Annotated in this window: 16 protein-coding genes; 12 read left to right on the plus strand and 4 right to left on the minus strand. The window is 73.9% G+C overall.

Going from position 1 to position 17,596, the window contains the following annotated elements; translation table 11 throughout:
- The first annotated feature begins 121 nt into the window (after positions 1–121).
- The 9 genes from FGI33_RS12340 to FGI33_RS12380 all read left to right on the plus strand — a co-directional run bounded on the left by FGI33_RS12340 (position 122) and on the right by FGI33_RS12380 (position 12,148).
- On the plus strand, positions 122–2,110 hold the full coding sequence (locus tag FGI33_RS12340; RefSeq protein ID WP_119435502.1) for an APC family permease: 1,989 nt from the start codon (positions 122–124) through the stop codon (positions 2,108–2,110).
- A gap of 107 nt (positions 2,111–2,217) precedes the next feature.
- The gene (locus tag FGI33_RS12345; protein ID WP_237581962.1) at positions 2,218–3,873 is read left to right on the plus strand and encodes an ABC transporter substrate-binding protein; all 1,656 of its coding nucleotides are present in this window, start codon (positions 2,218–2,220) and stop codon (positions 3,871–3,873) included.
- Entirely contained in the window at positions 3,870–4,895 is a 1,026-nt protein-coding gene (locus FGI33_RS12350) for an ABC transporter permease (protein WP_119434609.1), read from the plus strand. The genes FGI33_RS12345 and FGI33_RS12350 overlap by 4 nt, the downstream gene beginning before the upstream one ends.
- Positions 4,892–5,773: an ABC transporter permease gene (locus FGI33_RS12355; protein WP_119434608.1), complete on the plus strand. Its 882-nt coding sequence runs from the start codon at positions 4,892–4,894 to the stop codon at positions 5,771–5,773. The genes FGI33_RS12350 and FGI33_RS12355 overlap by 4 nt, the downstream gene beginning before the upstream one ends.
- Positions 5,770–7,518, plus strand: a complete 1,749-nt coding sequence (locus FGI33_RS12360) for a dipeptide ABC transporter ATP-binding protein (protein ID WP_119434607.1) — start codon at positions 5,770–5,772, stop codon at positions 7,516–7,518. Before FGI33_RS12355 ends, FGI33_RS12360 begins: the two co-directional genes overlap by 4 nt.
- Before the next feature lie 62 nt (positions 7,519–7,580).
- Positions 7,581–9,581 carry a CocE/NonD family hydrolase gene (locus FGI33_RS12365; protein ID WP_237581963.1) on the plus strand — a complete coding sequence of 667 codons (2,001 nt, stop codon included), beginning with the start codon at positions 7,581–7,583 and terminating at the stop codon, positions 9,579–9,581.
- Positions 9,578–10,237, plus strand: coding sequence for a TetR/AcrR family transcriptional regulator (locus tag FGI33_RS12370; protein ID WP_237581964.1), 660 nt, complete (start codon positions 9,578–9,580; stop codon positions 10,235–10,237). The genes FGI33_RS12365 and FGI33_RS12370 overlap by 4 nt, the downstream gene beginning before the upstream one ends.
- Positions 10,238–10,388: 151 nt before the next feature.
- The gene (locus FGI33_RS12375; RefSeq protein ID WP_119435275.1) at positions 10,389–11,348 is read left to right on the plus strand and encodes an acetylxylan esterase; all 960 of its coding nucleotides are present in this window, start codon (positions 10,389–10,391) and stop codon (positions 11,346–11,348) included.
- A gap of 122 nt (positions 11,349–11,470) precedes the next feature.
- A complete protein-coding gene (locus FGI33_RS12380; RefSeq protein ID WP_237581965.1) occupies positions 11,471–12,148 on the plus strand; it encodes a hypothetical protein in 678 nt (225 codons plus the stop codon).
- A 15-nt stretch (positions 12,149–12,163) separates the two neighbouring features.
- Here FGI33_RS12380 and FGI33_RS12385 read toward each other — a convergent pair whose 3' ends face one another.
- Positions 12,164–13,306: an FAD-dependent oxidoreductase gene (locus FGI33_RS12385; RefSeq protein ID WP_119435560.1), complete on the minus strand. Its 1,143-nt coding sequence runs from the start codon at positions 13,304–13,306 to the stop codon at positions 12,164–12,166.
- A 113-nt stretch (positions 13,307–13,419) separates the two neighbouring features.
- Positions 13,420–13,614: a hypothetical protein gene (locus tag FGI33_RS12390; RefSeq protein ID WP_119435559.1), complete on the minus strand. Its 195-nt coding sequence runs from the start codon at positions 13,612–13,614 to the stop codon at positions 13,420–13,422.
- A 166-nt stretch (positions 13,615–13,780) separates the two neighbouring features.
- On the opposite strand from FGI33_RS12390, the gene FGI33_RS12395 reads away from it, so the two are divergent.
- The 3 genes from FGI33_RS12395 (at position 13,781) to FGI33_RS12405 (ending at position 15,300) form a co-directional block, all read left to right on the plus strand.
- Positions 13,781–14,440 carry an HAD-IA family hydrolase gene (locus tag FGI33_RS12395; protein WP_237581966.1) on the plus strand — a complete coding sequence of 220 codons (660 nt, stop codon included), beginning with the start codon at positions 13,781–13,783 and terminating at the stop codon, positions 14,438–14,440.
- A gap of 144 nt (positions 14,441–14,584) precedes the next feature.
- A complete protein-coding gene (locus tag FGI33_RS12400; RefSeq protein ID WP_119434967.1) occupies positions 14,585–14,986 on the plus strand; it encodes a DMT family transporter in 402 nt (133 codons plus the stop codon).
- A complete protein-coding gene (locus tag FGI33_RS12405) occupies positions 14,986–15,300 on the plus strand; it encodes a DMT family transporter (protein ID WP_119434968.1) in 315 nt (104 codons plus the stop codon). The genes FGI33_RS12400 and FGI33_RS12405 overlap by 1 nt, the downstream gene beginning before the upstream one ends.
- A gap of 33 nt (positions 15,301–15,333) precedes the next feature.
- On the opposite strand, the gene FGI33_RS12410 is transcribed toward FGI33_RS12405, so the two are convergent.
- Positions 15,334–16,032 carry a cysteine hydrolase family protein gene (locus FGI33_RS12410; protein ID WP_119434969.1) on the minus strand — a complete coding sequence of 233 codons (699 nt, stop codon included), beginning with the start codon at positions 16,030–16,032 and terminating at the stop codon, positions 15,334–15,336.
- Entirely contained in the window at positions 16,029–17,453 is a 1,425-nt protein-coding gene (locus FGI33_RS12415) for a uracil-xanthine permease family protein (protein ID WP_119434970.1), read from the minus strand. Before FGI33_RS12415 ends, FGI33_RS12410 begins: the two co-directional genes overlap by 4 nt.
- Between the last annotated feature and the right edge of the window lie 143 nt (positions 17,454–17,596).

Genomic DNA, 17,596 nt, shown 5'->3' on the forward strand with positions numbered 1-17,596 from the left:
GCCCGACCGTCGCATCCGCGAGACGGGGTCCCGGCGCCGCCTCAGGAGGATCCCCCGTGCACTGCCCGGATCACGGTCAGATGACGTCCCCGCTCCGCTCCGCCACCTCGGCGGACCGCTCGTGAGCGCGCCCGAGCTGCTGCGCGCGCCCGAGCAGCGGCGCCCCCGCGCCGGCATCACCGCGTGGCTCCTCGACGGGCTGCCCGGCGCGTCCGGCGCGCACCCCGGCCCGCACGCCGAGACCGTCGAGAAGACGCACTCGTGGTGGCGCGTCATGTGCCTCACGGGCGTCGACTACTTCTCCACGCTCGGCTACCAGCCCGCCATCGCGGCGGTCGCCGCGGGCCTGCTGTCGCCGCTCGCGACGCTCGTCCTCATCCTCCTGACGCTGCTCGGCGCCCTCCCCGTCTACCGGCGGGTGGCGCGCGAGAGCCCCCGCGGCGAGGGATCCATCGCCATGCTCGAGCGCCTCCTCCCCTGGTGGGGCGGCAAGCTCTTCGTGCTCGTGCTGCTCGGGTTCGCGGCGACGGACTTCCTCATCACCATCACGCTGTCGGCCGCGGACGCGACCGCGCACGCCGTCGAGAACCCGTTCGCGCCGGACTGGTTCCAGGGCAACGAGGTGCTGCTGACCCTCGTGCTGCTGGCCGCGCTCGCGTTCGTGTTCCTGCGCGGCTTCAAGGAGGCGATCTCCATCGCGGTCGTGCTCGTGGGCGCGTTCCTCCTGCTCAACGCGATCGTGATCGTCGTCTCCCTCTTCCACGTCGCCGGGAACCTCCAGGTCATCGACGACTGGTGGCTCGCCTTGACGGCGCAGCACGGCAACCCGCTCGTGATGGTGGGCATCGCGCTCATCGTCTTCCCGAAGCTCGCGCTCGGCCTCTCCGGCTTCGAGACGGGCGTCGCGGTGATGCCGCAGGTGCGCGGCGAGGACGACGCCGACGGGGTGCCGCGGGCCCGGATCCACGGCACGAAGCGGCTGCTCGCGACGGCGGCGCTCATCATGAGCGCGTTCCTCATCACGTCGAGCTTCGTGACGACCCTGCTGATCCCGCAGGCCGAGTTCCAGGACGGTGGCAAGGCCAGCGGCCGCGCGCTCGCCTACCTCGCGCACCAGTTCCTCGGCGACGGCTTCGGCACGCTCTACGACATCAGCACGATCTGCATCCTCTGGTTCGCAGGCGCCTCCGCGATGGCCGGGCTCCTCAACATCGTGCCGCGCTACCTGCCGCGCTACGGCATGGCGCCGCACTGGGCCGCGGCCGTCCGCCCGCTCGTGCTGGTCTTCACGGCCATCGCCGTGATCGTGACGCTCGTGTTCCAGGCGGACGTCGACCAGCAGGCCGGCGCCTACGCGACGGGCGTGCTCGTGCTCATCACCTCGGCCTCGGTCGCCGTGACGCTGTCGGCGAGGAAGGCGGGGCAGCGCAAGCGCACCGTCGGCTTCGCGGTCATCGCGGCGGTGTTCGCGTACACGACCGTCGTCAACGTCATCGAGCGGCCGGACGGCGTGCGCATCGCGGCGCTGTTCATCCTCGGGATCCTCGCGGTGTCGATCGTCAGCCGGATCCAGCGCTCGTTCCAGCTGCGCGCGACCTCGCTCACGATGGACGAGCGGGCGCGCGCCTTCGTCACCGAGGACGCCGAGGACTACGGCGCGGTGAGCATCATCGCCCACGAGCCGGACGAGCCCGACGAGGCGCTGACGGAGGAGGAGCGCATCGCCGAGTACCGCCGCAAGGCGAGCGACGAGCGCCGCGACAGCGGGATCCCGGCGCGCGCGCCCGTGATCTTCCTCGAGGTGACCCCGGGCGACTCCTCGGAGTTCGAGGAGGACCTCGTGGTGCGCGGCATCGTGCGCTGCGGCTTCCGCGTGCTCCAGGTCACGAGCGGCAACGTCCCCAACACGATCGCCGCGGTGCTCCTCGCCGTGCGCGACCTCACGGGCGTGAAGCCCGGCGTGTACTTCGAGTGGACGGAAGGGTCGCCCGTCGGGAACCTCCTCCGCTTCCTCGTGACGGGCACGGGCGAGGTCGCCCCGGTCACGCGCGAGGTGCTGCGGCGGGCGGAGCCGGTGCGGTCCCGGCGGCCGGACGTGCACGTGAGCTGAGGGAGCTCCCCGGCTCCCGAGGCCGATGCCCGCGCGCCCCCGCATTCGCCAGCGGTGGACATCTCCCCTATCGTTCACCTGAACGATAATGAGGAGGGCCCGTCCCGATGCCATCGATCGTCACCACCCGCACCGCATTCGCGGACGCGAGCTCGCGCTTCATCCGCGTCGTCGACCGCGCCGCGCGCCCCGACCGGCCGAGCGCGCCCAGCCGCCGCGCCGTCCTCGCGGGCACCGCCGGGATCGCGGGCCTCGGCCTGCTCGCCCTCACCGGGTGCAGCACCGGCGCGAGCAGCACGACCATCCCCGAGGCCGCCGCGACCGGCACGCCCGTGCAGGGCGGCCGCCTCCGCGTCGCGCGCCCGGCCGCATCCGCCGCCGAGACCCTCGACGCCGCGAGCTCGCTGTCCGCGTACGAGTACCTCGGCGCCCTCTACAACCGGCTCGTCAAGCTCGACGAGAAGGGCGAGACGATCCCCGACCTCGCGGAGGAGTGGACGGCGAGCGCCGACGGCGTCACCTGGACCTTCCGGCTCCGCCGCGGCGTCCGCTTCCACGACGGCTCGCGGTTCACGGCCGACGACGCGATCGCCTCCATCCAGCACATCCTCGATCCCGCGACGGCCTCCCCGCAGGGCGGCGTGCTCGGCGACATGCTCGACCCGGGCAGCATGTCGGCGCCGGATCCGCACACCGTCGTCTTCCAGCTGAAGACCCCCAACGCGGAGTTCCCGTCGCTCCTCACGGCGTACCAGTGCTACATCGTGCCGGCGGACGCGATCGCGACCATCAGCAGCACGGGCATCGGCACGGGGCCGTTCCGCCTCTCGTCGTTCCACCCGGCGGGATCCGGCAGCGTCGAGGCCTTCGAGGACCACTTCGCCGGCCGACCGGTGCTCGACGGCATCGACTTCTCCTCCATCCAGGACACGACCGCGCGGGTGAACGCCCTGCTCGCCGGGCAGATCGACCTGATCTCGCAGACCAACCTCGACTTCGCCACCGCGCGGGTCGTCTCCGCGTCGAGCCGCGCCACGGTCGCCCGCGTGGTGGACGCGCAGTGGTACACGATCCCGATGCTCGCCACGAGCGCCGAGTTCCAGGATCCGCTCGTGCGCCAGGCCATGAAGCTCGCGTACGACCCCGAGCAGATCGTCGCCACCGCGCTGCAGGGCACCGGCACCGCCGGCTGGGACAACCCCGTGCCGCCGTCGCTCGCGGCGTTCGTCGACGTCGACCGCGCGTACGACCCCGACCAGGCCAAGGCGCTGCTCGCGAAGGCGGGCGTGCCGGGGCTGCGGACCACGATCCACACCTCCAGCTACGAGTCGGTGTTCACGCCCATGGCGGTCGCCTACCGCGACCAGGTGAAGGCCGCGGGCATCGACCTCACGGTCACGAACGCCTCCTCCGACTCGTACTACACGGAGATCTGGATGCAGAAGCCGCTCATGGTGAGCTACTGGTTCACCGGCCGGCCCATCGACCAGCTGCTCAACCAGATCTTCCGCACCGACTCCTCCTACAACGAGAGCGCGTGGTCGAACCCGACCTTCGACGCGCTCCTCGACGACGCCCGCGCCACGATGGACGACGACCGGCGCCGGACGCTCTACCAGGACGCCCAGCGGATCGTGGTGGAGGACAGCGCCGACATGACGCCCATGTTCGGCGACCGGCTCGTGGGCATCTCCCGCGACGTCGTCAACTACCGCGAATACGGCTTCGAGTTCGACCACCTCGCGATCGGATTCCGCCGATGAACGTCTCCGTGCACGTCCTCCGCCGTCTCGGCACCGCGATCCTCACGATCGTGCTCGCGTCGCTCTTCGTGTTCCTCGCGATCCAGCTGCTGCCCGGCGACGTGGCGCAGCAGCTCCTCGGGCAGGACGCGACCCCCGAGGCCGTCGCGACGCTGCGCGAGTCGCTCGGGCTCGACCGGAACGTGTGGCTGCGCTACGGCGACTGGCTGCTCGGCGCCGCGCGCGGCGACTTCGGAACGTCGCTCGTGAGCGGGGACCCGGTCGCGCCGACCCTCCTCGTCGCGTTCCGCAACAGCATGCTCATCGCGGTGCCGGCGATGCTCGTCGGCGTGACGCTGTCGCTCGCGCTCGGCGTCGTCGCGGGCGTGCGTCGCGGCCGCGCGAGCGACTCGGTGATCAGCATCGTGAGCCTCGTGGTGATGAGCGTCCCCGAGTTCATGGTCGCCACCGTGCTCGTGCTGCTGTTCGCCATCACGATCCCCGTCTTCCCCGCCGTGGTCCTCCGCGGGAGCGACGCCACGGTCGCCGAGCTGCTGCCCTCGGTGTGGCTTCCGGTGATCGTGCTGACGCTCGCCATGGCCGCCTACATCGTGCGCACCATGCGCTCCTCGACCATCGACGTGATGGCGTCCGAGTTCGTCACGACGGCCGAGCTCAAGGGCCTCACGACCCGGCAGGTGGTGTGGCGGCACGCGGTGCCGAGCGCGCTGCTGCCGACGCTCAACGTGGTCGCGCTCAACGTCGCGTGGCTGCTCGGCGGGGTCGTCGTGGTCGAGAACGTCTTCAACTACCCGGGCATGGGCAAGCTCATGCTCGAGTCGGTCTTCACGCGCGACCTGCCGACCATCCAGGCCATCGCGCTGCTGAGCGCCGCCGTGTACGTGGTCTGCAACCTCGCGGCCGACCTCGTGGCGCTCGCGCTGGATCCACGGCTCCGCACCCGCCGGAGCGCCCGCCGCACCCGGCCCGCGCGATCCACCCGACCCGCCCGACCCGCCACCCGACGGAAGGCCCGCGCATGACCGCGACGCCCCTGCCCACCCGCCCCGGAGGCCGCCTGCGCGGGTGGACGACCCCGCTCCGGGCGTCGACGGCGCTGTCCGTCGGGCTCGCGATCATCGCGATCCACGTCGTGCTCGCGGTGCTCGCGCCGTGGATCGCCGGGCACGACCCCGTCGCGACCGACTCGACGGACGTGCTCTCCGGCACGTCGTGGGCGCACTGGCTCGGCACCGACCAGTACGGCCGCGACGTGCTCTCGCGCGTCCTCAACGGCGGCCGGTACGCGCTCGTCGTGACCTTCCTCGCGACCACCATCGCGGTCGCGGTCGGCACGGTCGTCGGCTGCGTCACGGCGTACGCGGAGGGCTGGCTCGACGAGGTCGTGATGCGGATCGTGGACGCGCTGCTGAGCGTGCCGTCGATCCTCGCGCTGCTCGTGGTGGTGACGGTCTTCGGATCCGGCCTCGGGGTGATCGTGCTCGCGGTGACCGTCGTCTACGCGCCCGCCGTCACGCGGGTGGTGCGCGGCGCCGCGCGGACCGTGATCACGCAGGACTACGTCACGGCGGCGCGCGCCCGGGGCGAGGGGCCGCTGAGCATCGTGTTCCGCGAGATCCTGCCGAACGTGCTCGACGTCGTGCTCGTGGAGTACGCGATGCGGGCCTCGTGGATCGTGCTGCTGATCTCCACGCTCTCCTTCCTCGGCTTCGGCGCCAACCCGCCGACGCCCGACTGGGGGCTGATGGTGCAGGAGAACCGCACCGCCCTCACGGTCGTGCCGCTCGGCACGCTCGCGCCGATCGTGGCGCTCGCGACCCTCGTGGTCGGCCTCAACCTCAGCGCCGACGGGCTCAGCAAGTCGCTCGGCGTGGACCGCGCCCAGAGGGGGATCGCATGATGCCCGGCAACGTCGAGGACACCCTCACCGGCCAGGTGCGGCTCGGCACCGTCGTGCGCGTCGCCGACCTCGCCATCTCCTACGCGGCCGGGCGCACCGACGTGCCCGTCGTGCGCGGCGTGAGCTTCGAGATCCGCGCCGGACGCGCGCTCGGGCTCGTCGGGGAGTCCGGCAGCGGCAAGTCCACGGTCGCCCGGACCCTGCTCGCGCACCTGCGCCGCGGATCCCGCGTCGTGGGCGGATCCGTCGAGGTCGCCGGCGACGACGTGTTCGCCCTCTCGCCCGCCGCGACGCGCGAGCTGCGCGGCGGCACCGCCGCGGTCGTCGCGCAGAACGCCGGCCAGGCGCTCACGCCGTCGATGCGCGTCGGCCGCCAGCTCCGCGAGGCCCTCGAGAGCCACGGGCTGCCGAGCGACGACGAGCGGGTCGCGGAGCTGATCCGGCTCGTGCGCCTGCCCGATCCCGCGACCATCGTGCGGCGCTACCCGCACCAGCTCTCCGGCGGGCAGCAGCAGCGGATCGCGATCGCCATGGCCGTGGCCGCGCGCCCCCGGGTGCTCGTGCTCGACGAGCCGACGACCGCGCTCGACGTCGTGACGCAGGCGGCCGTGCTGACCCTGATCCGCGACCTCGCCCGCGAGCTCGGCATGGCGGTGCTGCTCGTCAGCCACGACCTCGGCGTCGTCTCGACGATGGTCGACGAGATCGCCGTGATGCGCGACGGCGTCATCGTGGAGCACCGGCCGACGGCGGACCTGTTCGCGTCGCCCGAGCACGCGTACACGCGCGAGCTGCTGGCGGCGATCCCGGGGAGCATCGCCCCGGGCGGCGCCGGCCCGGACGCCCCGCCGACCGCTCCCGACGCGATGACCCCGATGGTCGTCGCCGACGGCCTGGTGGTCCGCTACGGCCGCGGCCTGCCCGCCGCGGTGTCCGACGTGTCGTTCACGATCGCGCCGCGCGAGACCCTCGCGGTCGTCGGCGAGTCCGGCAGCGGCAAGACCACGCTCGCGACCGCCCTCGCGGGGCTGGTGCCCACCGAGTCGGGCACCTTCCGCTTCCAGGGCGACGGCGTGACGGGCGACCTGACCTCCGCGGTCGCCGGCCGCGCGCCCGAGCTGCGGCGCGCGGTGCAGCTCGTGTTCCAGAACGCCGACACGTCGCTCAACCCGCGGCGGACCGTCGGCGCCGCGATCGCCCGGCCGCTCAAGCTCTTCACGGGCCGCGCGTCCGCGGAGCGCGTGGGCGAGATCCTCACCGAGGTGGGGCTGTCGCCGGACTTCGCGGCGCGGCTCCCGAGCCAGCTCTCGGGCGGCCAGCGGCAGCGCGTCGGGATCGCCCGGGCGCTGGCCGCGGGGCCGCAGCTCGTGATCGCGGACGAGATCACGACCGCGCTCGACGTGCGCGTGCAGGCCGAGATCCTCGATCTCCTCGCGACCCTGCAGCGCGACAAGGGCCTCAGCTGCCTCTTCATCAGCCACGACCTCGCGGTGGTGCGCGGCGTCGCGGACCGCGTGGCCGTGATGACCGGAGGCCGCATCGTGGAGATCGGCCCGACCGAGCGCGTGTTCCGCGGGCCGAACCACCCGTACACGCGGCAGCTGCTCGCGGCGACGCTCGAGCCCGGCGCGACCGAGCTGCCGGCGGTGGAGGACGTGACCGCCACCTGGCGCGACGCCGCGGGCGGAGGGTGGAGGGAGCTCGGCGACGGGCACCGGATCCGGGACTGGGAGGACGCACGATGACCGACGACGCACGAGGGACGAGGCCGACCGGGGTCGGAGCCGCGACCGGAGAGGCTGACGGAGTGGCACAGCGCGACGTCTGGATCCCGATGCCCGACGGCGCCCGCCTCCACGCCCGCGTCTGGGCGCCCGCGACCGACGAGCCCCTCCCGGCGCTCCTCGAGTACCTGCCCTACCGGCTCGACGACTGGACCGCCCCGCGCGACAGCGAGCGGCACCCCTGGTACGCGGCCCACGGCTACGCGTCCATCCGCGTCGACATCCGTGGCACGGGATCTTCCGACGGCCTGTTCGTCGACGAATACTCCGCGCAGGAGCTCGACGACGGCGTCGCGGTGATCGAGTGGATCGCCGCGCAGGACTGGTGCACGGGCGCCGTCGGCGCCTTCGGGATCTCGTGGGGCGGCTTCAACGGCCTGCAGCTCGCGGCCCGCGCGCCGGAGGCCCTGAAGGCCGTCGTCACCGTGTGCTCCACCGACGACCGGTTCGACGACGACGTGCACTACATGGGCGGCGCGGTGCTCGGCATCGACATGGCCGCGTGGGGCGCGACCATGTTCGCGTTCAACTCCCGGCCGCCGCGGCCCGAGGTCGTGGGCGACGGCTGGGTGGAGCGTTGGCGCGAGCGCCTCGAGGCGAACCGGCCGATGACGCCCACCTGGCTCGCGCACCAGGAGCGCGACGACTACTGGCGGCACGGCAGCGTGTGCGAGGACTACGACGCCATCGACGCGGCGGTGCTCGCGGTCGGCGGGTGGGCGGATCCGTACCGCGACGCCGTCCTGCGCCTCGTGGAGAACCTGTCCTCGCCCGCGAAGGGCATCATCGGCCCGTGGTCGCACCAGTACCCGGACCGCGGCCTGGCACCCGGCCCGTCGATCGGCTTCCTGCAGGAGACGCTGCGCTGGTGGGACCGCTGGCTGAAGGGCGTCGACACCGGCGTGGAGGCGGATCCCGCGCTCCGCGCCTTCGTCAGCGACTCCGAGCCGCCCGCCACCAGCTACCCCGAGCGCACCGGCCGCTGGGTCGCCGCGGAGTCGTGGCCGCCGCCCGCGTCCGTCGCGGCCCAGCCCGTGCTGCCGCTCGCCGCGTTCCAGGGTCCGGCCGCCGCGGGCGACGCCGTCGTGGTCCGCTCGCCGCAGCGCACGGGCCTCGACGCGGGCCGCTTCTTCCCGTTCGGCAACGCGACCGACCTGCCGCCGGACCAGCGCGCCGAGGACGGCCTCTCCGTCTGCTTCGACCTGCTGCTCGACGAGCCGCTGGACGTGCTCGGCAACGTGCTCGTCGACCTCGCGGTCACGAGCGACCTGCCCGACGCGAACCTCGTGGTGCGGCTCTGCGACGTGGCGCCCGACGGCGCGTCCACCCTCGTGACGCGCGGCGCGCTCAACCTGAACTCGCGGATCGACCGCGCCCGGAACGACCCCATGGTCCCGGGATCCGAGGAGGTCGTGCGCGTGCAGCTCGTCGCCACGGGCCACGCGTTCCCGGCGGGGCACCGGCTGCGGATCGCGGTGTCGTCGGCGTACTGGCCGTGGATCTGGCCCCACGCGCGCGAGGCGACCCTCGTCGTCGCGCCCTCCCGCAGCGCCGTGACCCTGCCCGTCTGGACGCGCACGGAGGACGACGGCGTGCGCTTCGAGGAGCCCGAGCGGTCCACGCCGATCGCGATCGAGCGGATCCCCGACGACTCCGGCCTACCCGAGCGCAGCGTCACCCACGACGTGGCGACGGGCGAGTGGACGCTCGACGTCGACCCCGGCTACGGCGGATCCCGGATCTACCCCGACGGCCTCGTCTTCACCGAGTCGAGCCGCGAGACGTACCGGATCACCGAGGGCGACCCGACGTCGGCCGTCGCCGAGTCGCGCTGGGCCATCGGCCTCGAGAAGCCCGGCTGGCGCGCGCGCCTCGAGACGACCTCGCGCGTGACGGCGGACGCTGGCGCGTTCCGCGTCGTGAACACCCTTCGGGCCTGGGCGCGCGACGGCGGCCCCGACGCACCCGAGGTGCTCGTCGCCGACCGCGTCTTCGACGACCTCGTGCCGCGGACCTCCGCGTGAGCGCGGGCACCGGCGCGGGCACGGCCACGCCCGCCGCCCGCCGCGGCGGCAAGCGCGAGAAGCCCGAGGTGCGGCGCGCGATGATCGTCGAGTCGGCGCGCGCGGTGATCCTCCGCCAGGGCCTCACCGCCACCGGCCTCCGCGACATCGCGGCCGAGGGCGGCGTCTCGGTCGGCACCGTGACGTACCACTTCGCGAGCGTCGCGGAGATCCTCGACGAGGTCGTCGTGCTCGAGACCGACCGGTTCTACGCGTCGATCGTCGAGGAGGTCGACGCCGACCCGGATCCCGTGCACGGCATCCGCCTGCTGGTCGAGCCGCTCTTCACGGGCACCGCCGAGGCCGAGGCGCACTGGCGCCTGTGGTCGGACTACTGGACCGCGGTCGCCCGCCAGCCCGGCCTCTCCGCCGACCGCCTGGAGCGCATCCGCGTCTGGGAGGCGTGCCTCGTCCGCACGATCCGCCGCGGCGTCGAGGGCGGCGCGTTCCGGACGGTGGACGCGCCCGAGGTCGCGCTCAAGCTCGCGGCCTACAGCGACGGGATCGCGACGCAGCTGTCCCAGAAGGCGCCCGGCCTCGACAACACGCGGGCGCTCGCGTGGATCTGGACCTTCCTCGACGCCGAGCTCGCCGACGGGACGCCGCTCTTCCGCTGAGGCGGCGCCGAGCCGACGCCGCGACCGCGCCGCAGCCGCGCCGCGCCACCGTGCCGCCGGCCGCGGAGGCGGGCATGATGAGCGAGGCGACGCGGCCCGAGGGCACGCGGGACGCCGACCGCCCGCCCACCGCCGAACGCCCGGAGGATCCATGCTCATCGAACCCGTCGACGCCGCCCGCGCGCATGTCAGCAGCCACGTCGACCCCGAGGACTTCGACGCGTTCTGGGCCGACACCCTCGCCGAGACCGCGCAGCACGACCTCGACGTCCGGCTCGCGCCGGTCGAGACCGACCTCGCGCTGGTCGACGTGCAGGACGTGACCTTCGCGGGATCCGGCGGCACCGACGTCCGCGCCTGGCTCCGCACCCCCGCGGGCGCGACCGGCCCGCTGCCCACGGTCGTCTCGTACGTCGGCTACGGCGGCGGCCGCGGACGCGCCGAGGAGACCCTGATCTACGCGGCCGCCGGCTTCGCGCACCTGCAGATGGACACGCGCGGCCAGGGCTCGTACTGGAGCGCCGGCGACACCGCCGACCACGGCGAGGCCGGACCCGCGATCCCCGGCTTCATGACCCGCGGCATCGCCTCCCGCGAGACCTACTACTACCGCCGCCTCTTCACCGACGCCGTGCGTGCGGTCGACGTGGCGAGGTCGCTCGACGTCGTGGATCCGTCACGCATCGCCGTGCAGGGCGGCAGCCAGGGCGGCGGCATGGCGCTCGCGGTCGCCGGCCTCCGGGACGACATCGCGGCGGTCTCCGCGTACGTGCCGTTCCTCTGCGACATCGAGCGCGCCACCCACATCACCGACGCGTACCCGTACCACGAGGTCGTCGACTACCTGAAGACGCACCGGGGCCGCGGCGAGGACGTGCACGCCGTGCTGCGCCACTTCGACGGCGTCGCGTTCTCGCGCCGCGCGACCGCGCCCGCCCGCTTCTCGGTGGGGCTGATGGACGCGACCTGCCCGCCCTCCACCGTCTACGGCGCGTTCAACGCGTACGGGGGCGAGAAGGAGATCGTCGAGTGGGAGTACAACGGGCACGACGGCGGCGGCATCGACGACGAGCTCGGCACGATCGCGTTCCTGCGGCGGCGGATGGGCTGACGGCGGACCCGGGCGACACGCGGATCCGCTCCCTGATCGGGGGCGCGACCCTCCCCGAGGTCGGTGGTTCCGCGTAACCTGGGAGCACCTCGCCGGTGGAGCGGGCGGACCGGGAGGACATCATGCCCCGGCCCCGCATCCGTCCCGCGAAGCCCTCCAAGCCCGGCGCCCCGCCGCCCTCCGTGGCCGCCCGCGTGGCCGCGGATCCGGCGCAGAAGGAGGTGCTCGTCGAGGAGGCGCTGCTGCTCGTCGGCGTCGCGCTGCGGCTCCAGATGGAGAACCTGATCATCCTGCGCACGCTGCGGGAGCGCCGCCCGTACGACGAGGAGTCGCTCATCGAGGCGCTCCGCGGCGAGCTGGCCGAGCTCATCGGCGAGAAGCGCGGCGAGGCCGAGCGGCTGCGCATGTCCCGCGACCGCGCGGCGCTGCGCGAGGGCAAGGGGCGCCGGCCCGACGACTACCGCGAGGGCGACGTGCCCGGCCTCCGGCTGCGCGCCGAGATCGCGGAGGAGATGGTGGAGCGGCTGGGCGCCCTCTCGCGCGACCCGGAGGCGCTGCGCGAGGTGCTCGTGATCGCGCGCGACTCCGCGCTCGAGCAGATCGTGCGCGCGCGGCTCGCCCCGCAGCTGCTGCCCGGCGCGTTCCCCGTGGAGGGGCGCGACGACCGGGTCGGCGAGCTGCGCGACGAGCTGGCGCGGCTGGCCGCGGACCGGGAGCGGGCGGCCGAGCGGGCCGAGGCGCGGGATCCGGGCCGCGCCCGCGTCCGCACCGGTGGCCGCGGGCGCGCGCAGACGGCCTGACGGCCCGCGGGGGCGCTAGGGCGCGAGCGCGAACCGCGGCTCGACGCGCTCGCCGGTCGCCGCGTCCGCCGCGAGGCTCCCGATGAGCGGCGCGAACTTGGCCCCGTGGCCGGAGCAGGGCGAGACGATCGTGATCCCGTCGACCCGGTCGATCACGAAGTCCTCGGTGGGCGTGCTCGTGAACAGGCACGTCGCCTCCGCGTACGGTACGGGCTCGACGCCCGGCAGGTTGCGGCGCACCCAGTCGACCACGCGGGCGCGGTTGGCCGGATCCACGACGCCGTCCTGGTGCGCGGCCGACGGGATCACGCGCCCGCCGTCGAACTCGGCGACCTTGTGGCCGCGGCCCTCCACGTCGCGGCCGCCGGGCAGCGCGTAGACCTGCATGCGCTCGTCCATGTGGATGGAGGTCGGCACCGACCGCGCGGGCGGACCGTCCATGTACGCGAAGTGGAACACCTGCTCCTGGCGCACGCGCAGCGGCGGGATGCGGTCGAGGGCCGCGCGCGGCAGCGGCAGCGCGCCGAGGAGGTCGGGCAGCCAGGCGCCGGCGCCCACCACGACGCTGTCGCCCTCGACGCGGCGGCCGTCGTGGGAGGTCACGGCGAAGCCCGCGCCGACCCGCTCGACGGACACGGCCTCCCAGCCCTCGTGCACGACGGCGCCGTGCCCGACGGCGAGGTCGAGCATCGTGCGCACCGCGGTCTCGGCGTCGACCACGCCCGCGGCCGGATGGAACAGCACGTCGGAGTCGAAGGCCATCTCCGGCCAGCGGTCCTCGGCCTCGCGCGCGCCCATCAGCTCGTGCTCGATGCCGACGCGCTCCAGCACGCGCGCGAGCTCGACGGGTCGGCGCACGAGGCCCGAGTCGACGGATCCGGTCGGGGTCACGAGCCGCGCGCCCGTGGTGCGCTCGAGCCGGTCCCAGAGCACACGGGCGTCGCGCACGAGGCGCACGTAGAAGGGGTCGTCGTAGGCGTAGCGGAGGATGCGGGCGGAGCCGTGCGAGCTGCCGAGCATGCTCGCCGGCCGGTCGCGCTCCAGCACCGTGACCTCGTGCCCGCGGCTCGCGAGCTGCCACGCGGTGGCCGCCCCCGCGAGCCCCGCGCCGATGACGACATGGTGCGATGCGCGCCCGCGCCCGGTGGATCCCGCCATGCCCCCAGGCTACGGGGGCGTGCCGCGGACGTCCGGGCCCGGCGGGAGCCGTAACCGGTGCGGATGCGGCGGGGACAGCGGCGGGGATGCCCGGCGGCGGCATGCGGGCGGTGTCAGCCCCAGACGAGCAGTGCGACCGCGGCTGCGAGCCCGACCACGACGAATGGCAGACCGGCGAGGCGCATCGACCGGGGTGCCGGCTCATTCGTCCGCGACGTGTGGTTCAGCGTCCGGAAGGAGGTGATGGCCATCCCGATCAGGCAGACGACCATGACCACCAGCATGACCTTCTCGAGCACGTCACCCACGGGATCGCTGCCGCGACCGCATCGCGCGCACCTTCCCGCCCACGACCTCGTCCGGGTCCGCCGCGCCCATGCCGTCTCCGCTCGTGCCGCACCCGCGCGCGGCGTCCCCTCCATCGTGGCCGCCCCGGGCCGCCACGGCCGCCCACCCGTCCGGGAGACTGGACCCATGTCCTCCCCCGTCACGCTCACCGCCCGCGCGCTCCTCCTCGACATGGACGGGACGCTCGTCGACTCGACCGCGCTCGTGGAGGAGATCTGGACGACGCTCGCCGTCCGCTTCGGCCACGAACCGGCGGACCTCCTGCGGCGGATCCACGGCGTGCGCGCCGCCGACAGCATCGCCCGGTTCGCGCCCGCCGGCAGCGACGTGCCCGCCCTCCTCGCCGAGCTCGACCGGCTCGAGCTCGACGGCAGCCCCGCGACCGTCGAGATCCCCGGCGCCCGCGACCTCGTGGCCGCGTTGCCCGCCGGATCCCACGCCCTCGTCACGAGCGCCGGCCGCGAGCTCGCGCGCGCCCGCCTGGCCGGCGCCGGCGTCCGCGTGCCCGACCTGCTCGTCACCGCCGAGGACGTGGCGGACGGCAAGCCGCACCCGGACGGCTACCTGCTCGCAGCCTCGCGCCTGGGCGTGGATCCCGCGGACGCGATCGTCTACGAGGACGCCGAGGCCGGGATCCAGGCGGGCCTCGCCGCCGGCATGCGCGTCGTCGTCGTGGGCGACCACCGGAGCGACGCCACCGCCGGCCTCCCCCGCGTGCGCGACCACCGCGGCACGACGGTCGAGGTCCGCGACGGGATCCTCACCCTCACCCTCCCCGGCGCGTGACGCCGGGCGCGCGCCTGCGCATCGGCTCGGAGGGACCTGCGCGCGCGATGCAAATTGGCCACCTGGCCGAATCCCGCGATAGGTTCTCCGCATGACCTCCCGCTCCCGCATCCTGTCGCGCCGGGCCGCCCGGACGGCCGCCTCATGAGGTGGCTCCTCCTCGGCGGCGCCATCCTCACCGAGGTGACCGCCGCCCTCGCCCTCCAGGCCGCCGTCGACGCCCCCGGCTGGTACGCGCTCGTCGTCGCGGGCTACCTCGCCGCCTTCGGCTTCCTCACCCGCGTGCTGAAGGCCGGCATGGCCGTCGGCGTCGCCTACGGGATCTGGGGCGCGTCCGGCGTCGCGCTCACCGCGGTCGGCGCGACGGTCCTGTTCGGGCAGCCGCTGACCGGCCTCATGATCCTCGGCCTCGTGCTCATCGTCGCGGGCGTCCTGCTGGTCGAGCTCGGCTCGCAGCGCGCGCACGCGGCCCGAGCCGCCGCCGGATCCTCCGGGGCCGCGCCCGCAGCCTCCGCCCGCATCACCCCGACCGGCGAGCCAAGCTGATGGCCTGGCTGCTGCTCGCGATCGCCATCGTCACCGAGGTCGCCGCGACCATCTCGCTCAAGCTCGCGACCGACGGCCGCCGGCGCTGGTATGCGGTGGTCGCGGTCGGCTACGTGACCGCGTTCTCGATGCTCGCCGGCGCGCTCTCGCTCGGCCTGCCGATCGGCGTCGCCTACGGAATCTGGGCGGCGACGGGCGTGGCCCTCACCGCGATCCTCGGCCGCGTCCTCTTCCGGGACCCGCTGACGCGCACGATGCTGGCCGGCATCGCGCTCATCATCTGCGGCGTGCTGCTCATCGAGCTCGGGCACTGACGCCGGCCCGGCAGGACGAGCCACCCGCCGCACCTAGATGGCGAGCCGCGCCGCCCGCCACGTCGCCAGCAGCTCGTCCGCGGTCGTCACGAGCCCGAGGTGCAGCGACACCATCCCGAGCGCCGCCCGCTCGAGCCCCTCGTCCGTGCCGCGGACGAGATCCGAGAGCACCGTCACGCGGTAGCCGAGGTTGGACGCGTCGAACGCGGTGTTGAGCACGCAGCAGTCGGCCATGATCCCGTCGAGCACCACCGCGCGCACGCCCATCTGGCGCAGCAGGAAGTCGAGATCCGTCGGGTAGAAGGCCGAGAGGCGCTTCTTGCCGGTGACGACCTCGTCCTCCGGCTGCACGTCGGTCGCGAACTCCGTCCAGCGGCTGCCGGCGAGCGCGTGGTCCGACGCCCCGGGGATCTCGCCCACGTGCTGCGGGAAGGTGCGCCGCCACGCGCTCGGCGAGGTCCCGCCCAGGTCGTCGACCCCGGACGCTCGCAGCTCCGAGCGCACGTGGATGATCGGCACGCCGAGCGCCCGCGCGTCCCGGTGGAAGGCGTCGATGGGCGCGATGACCTGCCGTCCGCGCGGAGCAGGGCACGGGCACTCGGGGTCCTCGGAGAGGTGGCCCTGGTGCATGTCGATGGAGATCACGGCCGTGGTCGCCGGATCCAGCCACGCGCCGAACTCCCCGTCGGGCGCGATCTCGAGGGCGGCGCCGTGCACGTCGACGGCGGTCATGCCGCGCTCCTCTCGTCCGACGCGGCGGCGGACGGCACGGGCGCCGGATCCGCGGACGGCCGGTCCCCGCGCGCCTCCCGCCGCTCCAGCACAGGACGCAGCCCGTGGTTCACGAGCCCGTGCAGCCCGAGCAGCAGGAACATGCCGGTCATCATCGGGCTGGTGACGATGCTCGCGATCGACGGCGGCAGCGACCCGGAGATCGCGGGCGGGATGAACTGGGTGCCGAGCGCGACGATGAAGGACGTCGCGCCGACCGCGAGGTTGAGGTCGTCCCACCGCACCCGGGCGAGCATCTGGATCCCGCTGACGGCGATGATCCCGAACAGGATGGTCGAGGCCGCGGAGAGCACCGGTCCGGAGATGCCCGCGAGGAACAGGCTCACCGGCGGCAGGAACGCGAGCGCCACGGCGATGCCGCCCGCGGTCAGCGTGACGAACCGGCTGCCGATGCCGGAGACGCGCACGATGCCCGCGTTCTCCGGGTAGGAGGTGGTGCCGATCCCGCCGAAGAGCGCGCCGACGACCGTGCCGCCGAACTCGGAGAAGAGACCCCGGTTGACGCGCTGGGTGTCGATGCGCTGCCCGCCCCAGCTCGCGATCATCGTGTACATGCCCATGGACTCGGTGCCGGCCTGGAGGAAGGCGACGAGCATGAGGGCCACGACGGATCCCTCCACCCCGAAGCCCCACGGCAGCAGGTGCGGCGCCCCGACCAGCGACGCCGACGTCAGGTCGGGCAGCGTCCACGCGCCCACGGCGAGCGCCACGACGCTGCCGCCGACGATGCCCCAGAAGATCGCGCCGCGCTTCACGAGCCCGCGGCCGACGAGCAGGCACGCCAGCACGATGACCGCCGTCGCGACCGTGACGACGAGCGACAGGGTCCCGTAGGCGGGCGTCCCCGCGGCGCCGAACCAGCCGCCCGCGCCGATGCTCGCGAGCTGCGCGCCGATGATCACGAAGAGCGTCCCGAGCACGATCGGCGAGGACACGAAGGCCGACACGTGGCCGAACAGGCCGAAGCGCTTGAGCGGGATCGTGAGGGCCATGAAGATCAGCCCGGCGACGGCCATCGACCCGAAGGCCGTGCCGAGGCCGAAGGTCGCGCCCGAGCTGATGATCGCGACCATGAACGCGGCGGTCGGCCCCTGCACGATGGGAAGGCGGAGTACGCGCGACGACTGGAGGATCGTCACCAGCCCGGTCAGCAGGAAGCAGGCCTGGATCATCCACGCGACCTCCTGGCTGGAGAGCTGGAGCGAGGATCCGATGATGCTCGGGAACACCCAGACGCCGGTGAGCGCGAGCAGGTGCTGGACGCCGAAGAGGGCGGTGCGGGCGGGCGGGAGCTTCTCGTCGAAGCCGACGCTGAGCACGGGCGCGGGGGCGTCCGTCGGGGAAGGCGGAGAGACGTGCATCGGGGGACCTCCGGTCGGGTGGGGGCGAAGGTCGGACTTCGCTCTGGTCGTAGAAGTTACATTCCGGGTGTTGCGGGTGTGTTTCCGTCGTGCGACCGTCTCGGCACCCGGCGCGTCCGCGACCCCGCATCGGCCCGCGCACC

It is taken from the genome of Clavibacter phaseoli (assembly GCF_021922925.1).
In the GTDB taxonomy this organism is placed as follows: Bacteria; Actinomycetota; Actinomycetes; order Actinomycetales; family Microbacteriaceae; genus Clavibacter; species Clavibacter phaseoli.

What these genes read in the sequence shown, in the direction of transcription:
- FGI33_RS12350 (WP_119434609.1), top strand. Translation starts at nt 3,870, where the DNA reads ATGAACGTCTCCGTGCACGTCCTCCGCCGTCTCGGCACCGCGATCCTC.
- FGI33_RS12400 (WP_119434967.1), top strand. Translation starts at nt 14,585, where the DNA reads ATGAGGTGGCTCCTCCTCGGCGGCGCCATCCTCACCGAGGTGACCGCC.
- FGI33_RS12415 (WP_119434970.1), bottom strand. Translation starts at nt 17,453, where the DNA reads ATGCACGTCTCTCCGCCTTCCCCGACGGACGCCCCCGCGCCCGTGCTC.
- FGI33_RS12385 (WP_119435560.1), bottom strand. Translation starts at nt 13,306, where the DNA reads ATGGCGGGATCCACCGGGCGCGGGCGCGCATCGCACCATGTCGTCATC.
- FGI33_RS12380 (WP_237581965.1), top strand. Translation starts at nt 11,471, where the DNA reads ATGCCCCGGCCCCGCATCCGTCCCGCGAAGCCCTCCAAGCCCGGCGCC.
- FGI33_RS12405 (WP_119434968.1), top strand. Translation starts at nt 14,986, where the DNA reads ATGGCCTGGCTGCTGCTCGCGATCGCCATCGTCACCGAGGTCGCCGCG.
- FGI33_RS12395 (WP_237581966.1), top strand. Translation starts at nt 13,781, where the DNA reads ATGTCCTCCCCCGTCACGCTCACCGCCCGCGCGCTCCTCCTCGACATG.
- FGI33_RS12360 (WP_119434607.1), top strand. Translation starts at nt 5,770, where the DNA reads ATGATGCCCGGCAACGTCGAGGACACCCTCACCGGCCAGGTGCGGCTC.
- FGI33_RS12345 (WP_237581962.1), top strand. Translation starts at nt 2,218, where the DNA reads ATGCCATCGATCGTCACCACCCGCACCGCATTCGCGGACGCGAGCTCG.
- FGI33_RS12375 (WP_119435275.1), top strand. Translation starts at nt 10,389, where the DNA reads ATGCTCATCGAACCCGTCGACGCCGCCCGCGCGCATGTCAGCAGCCAC.
- FGI33_RS12355 (WP_119434608.1), top strand. Translation starts at nt 4,892, where the DNA reads ATGACCGCGACGCCCCTGCCCACCCGCCCCGGAGGCCGCCTGCGCGGG.
- FGI33_RS12410 (WP_119434969.1), bottom strand. Translation starts at nt 16,032, where the DNA reads ATGACCGCCGTCGACGTGCACGGCGCCGCCCTCGAGATCGCGCCCGAC.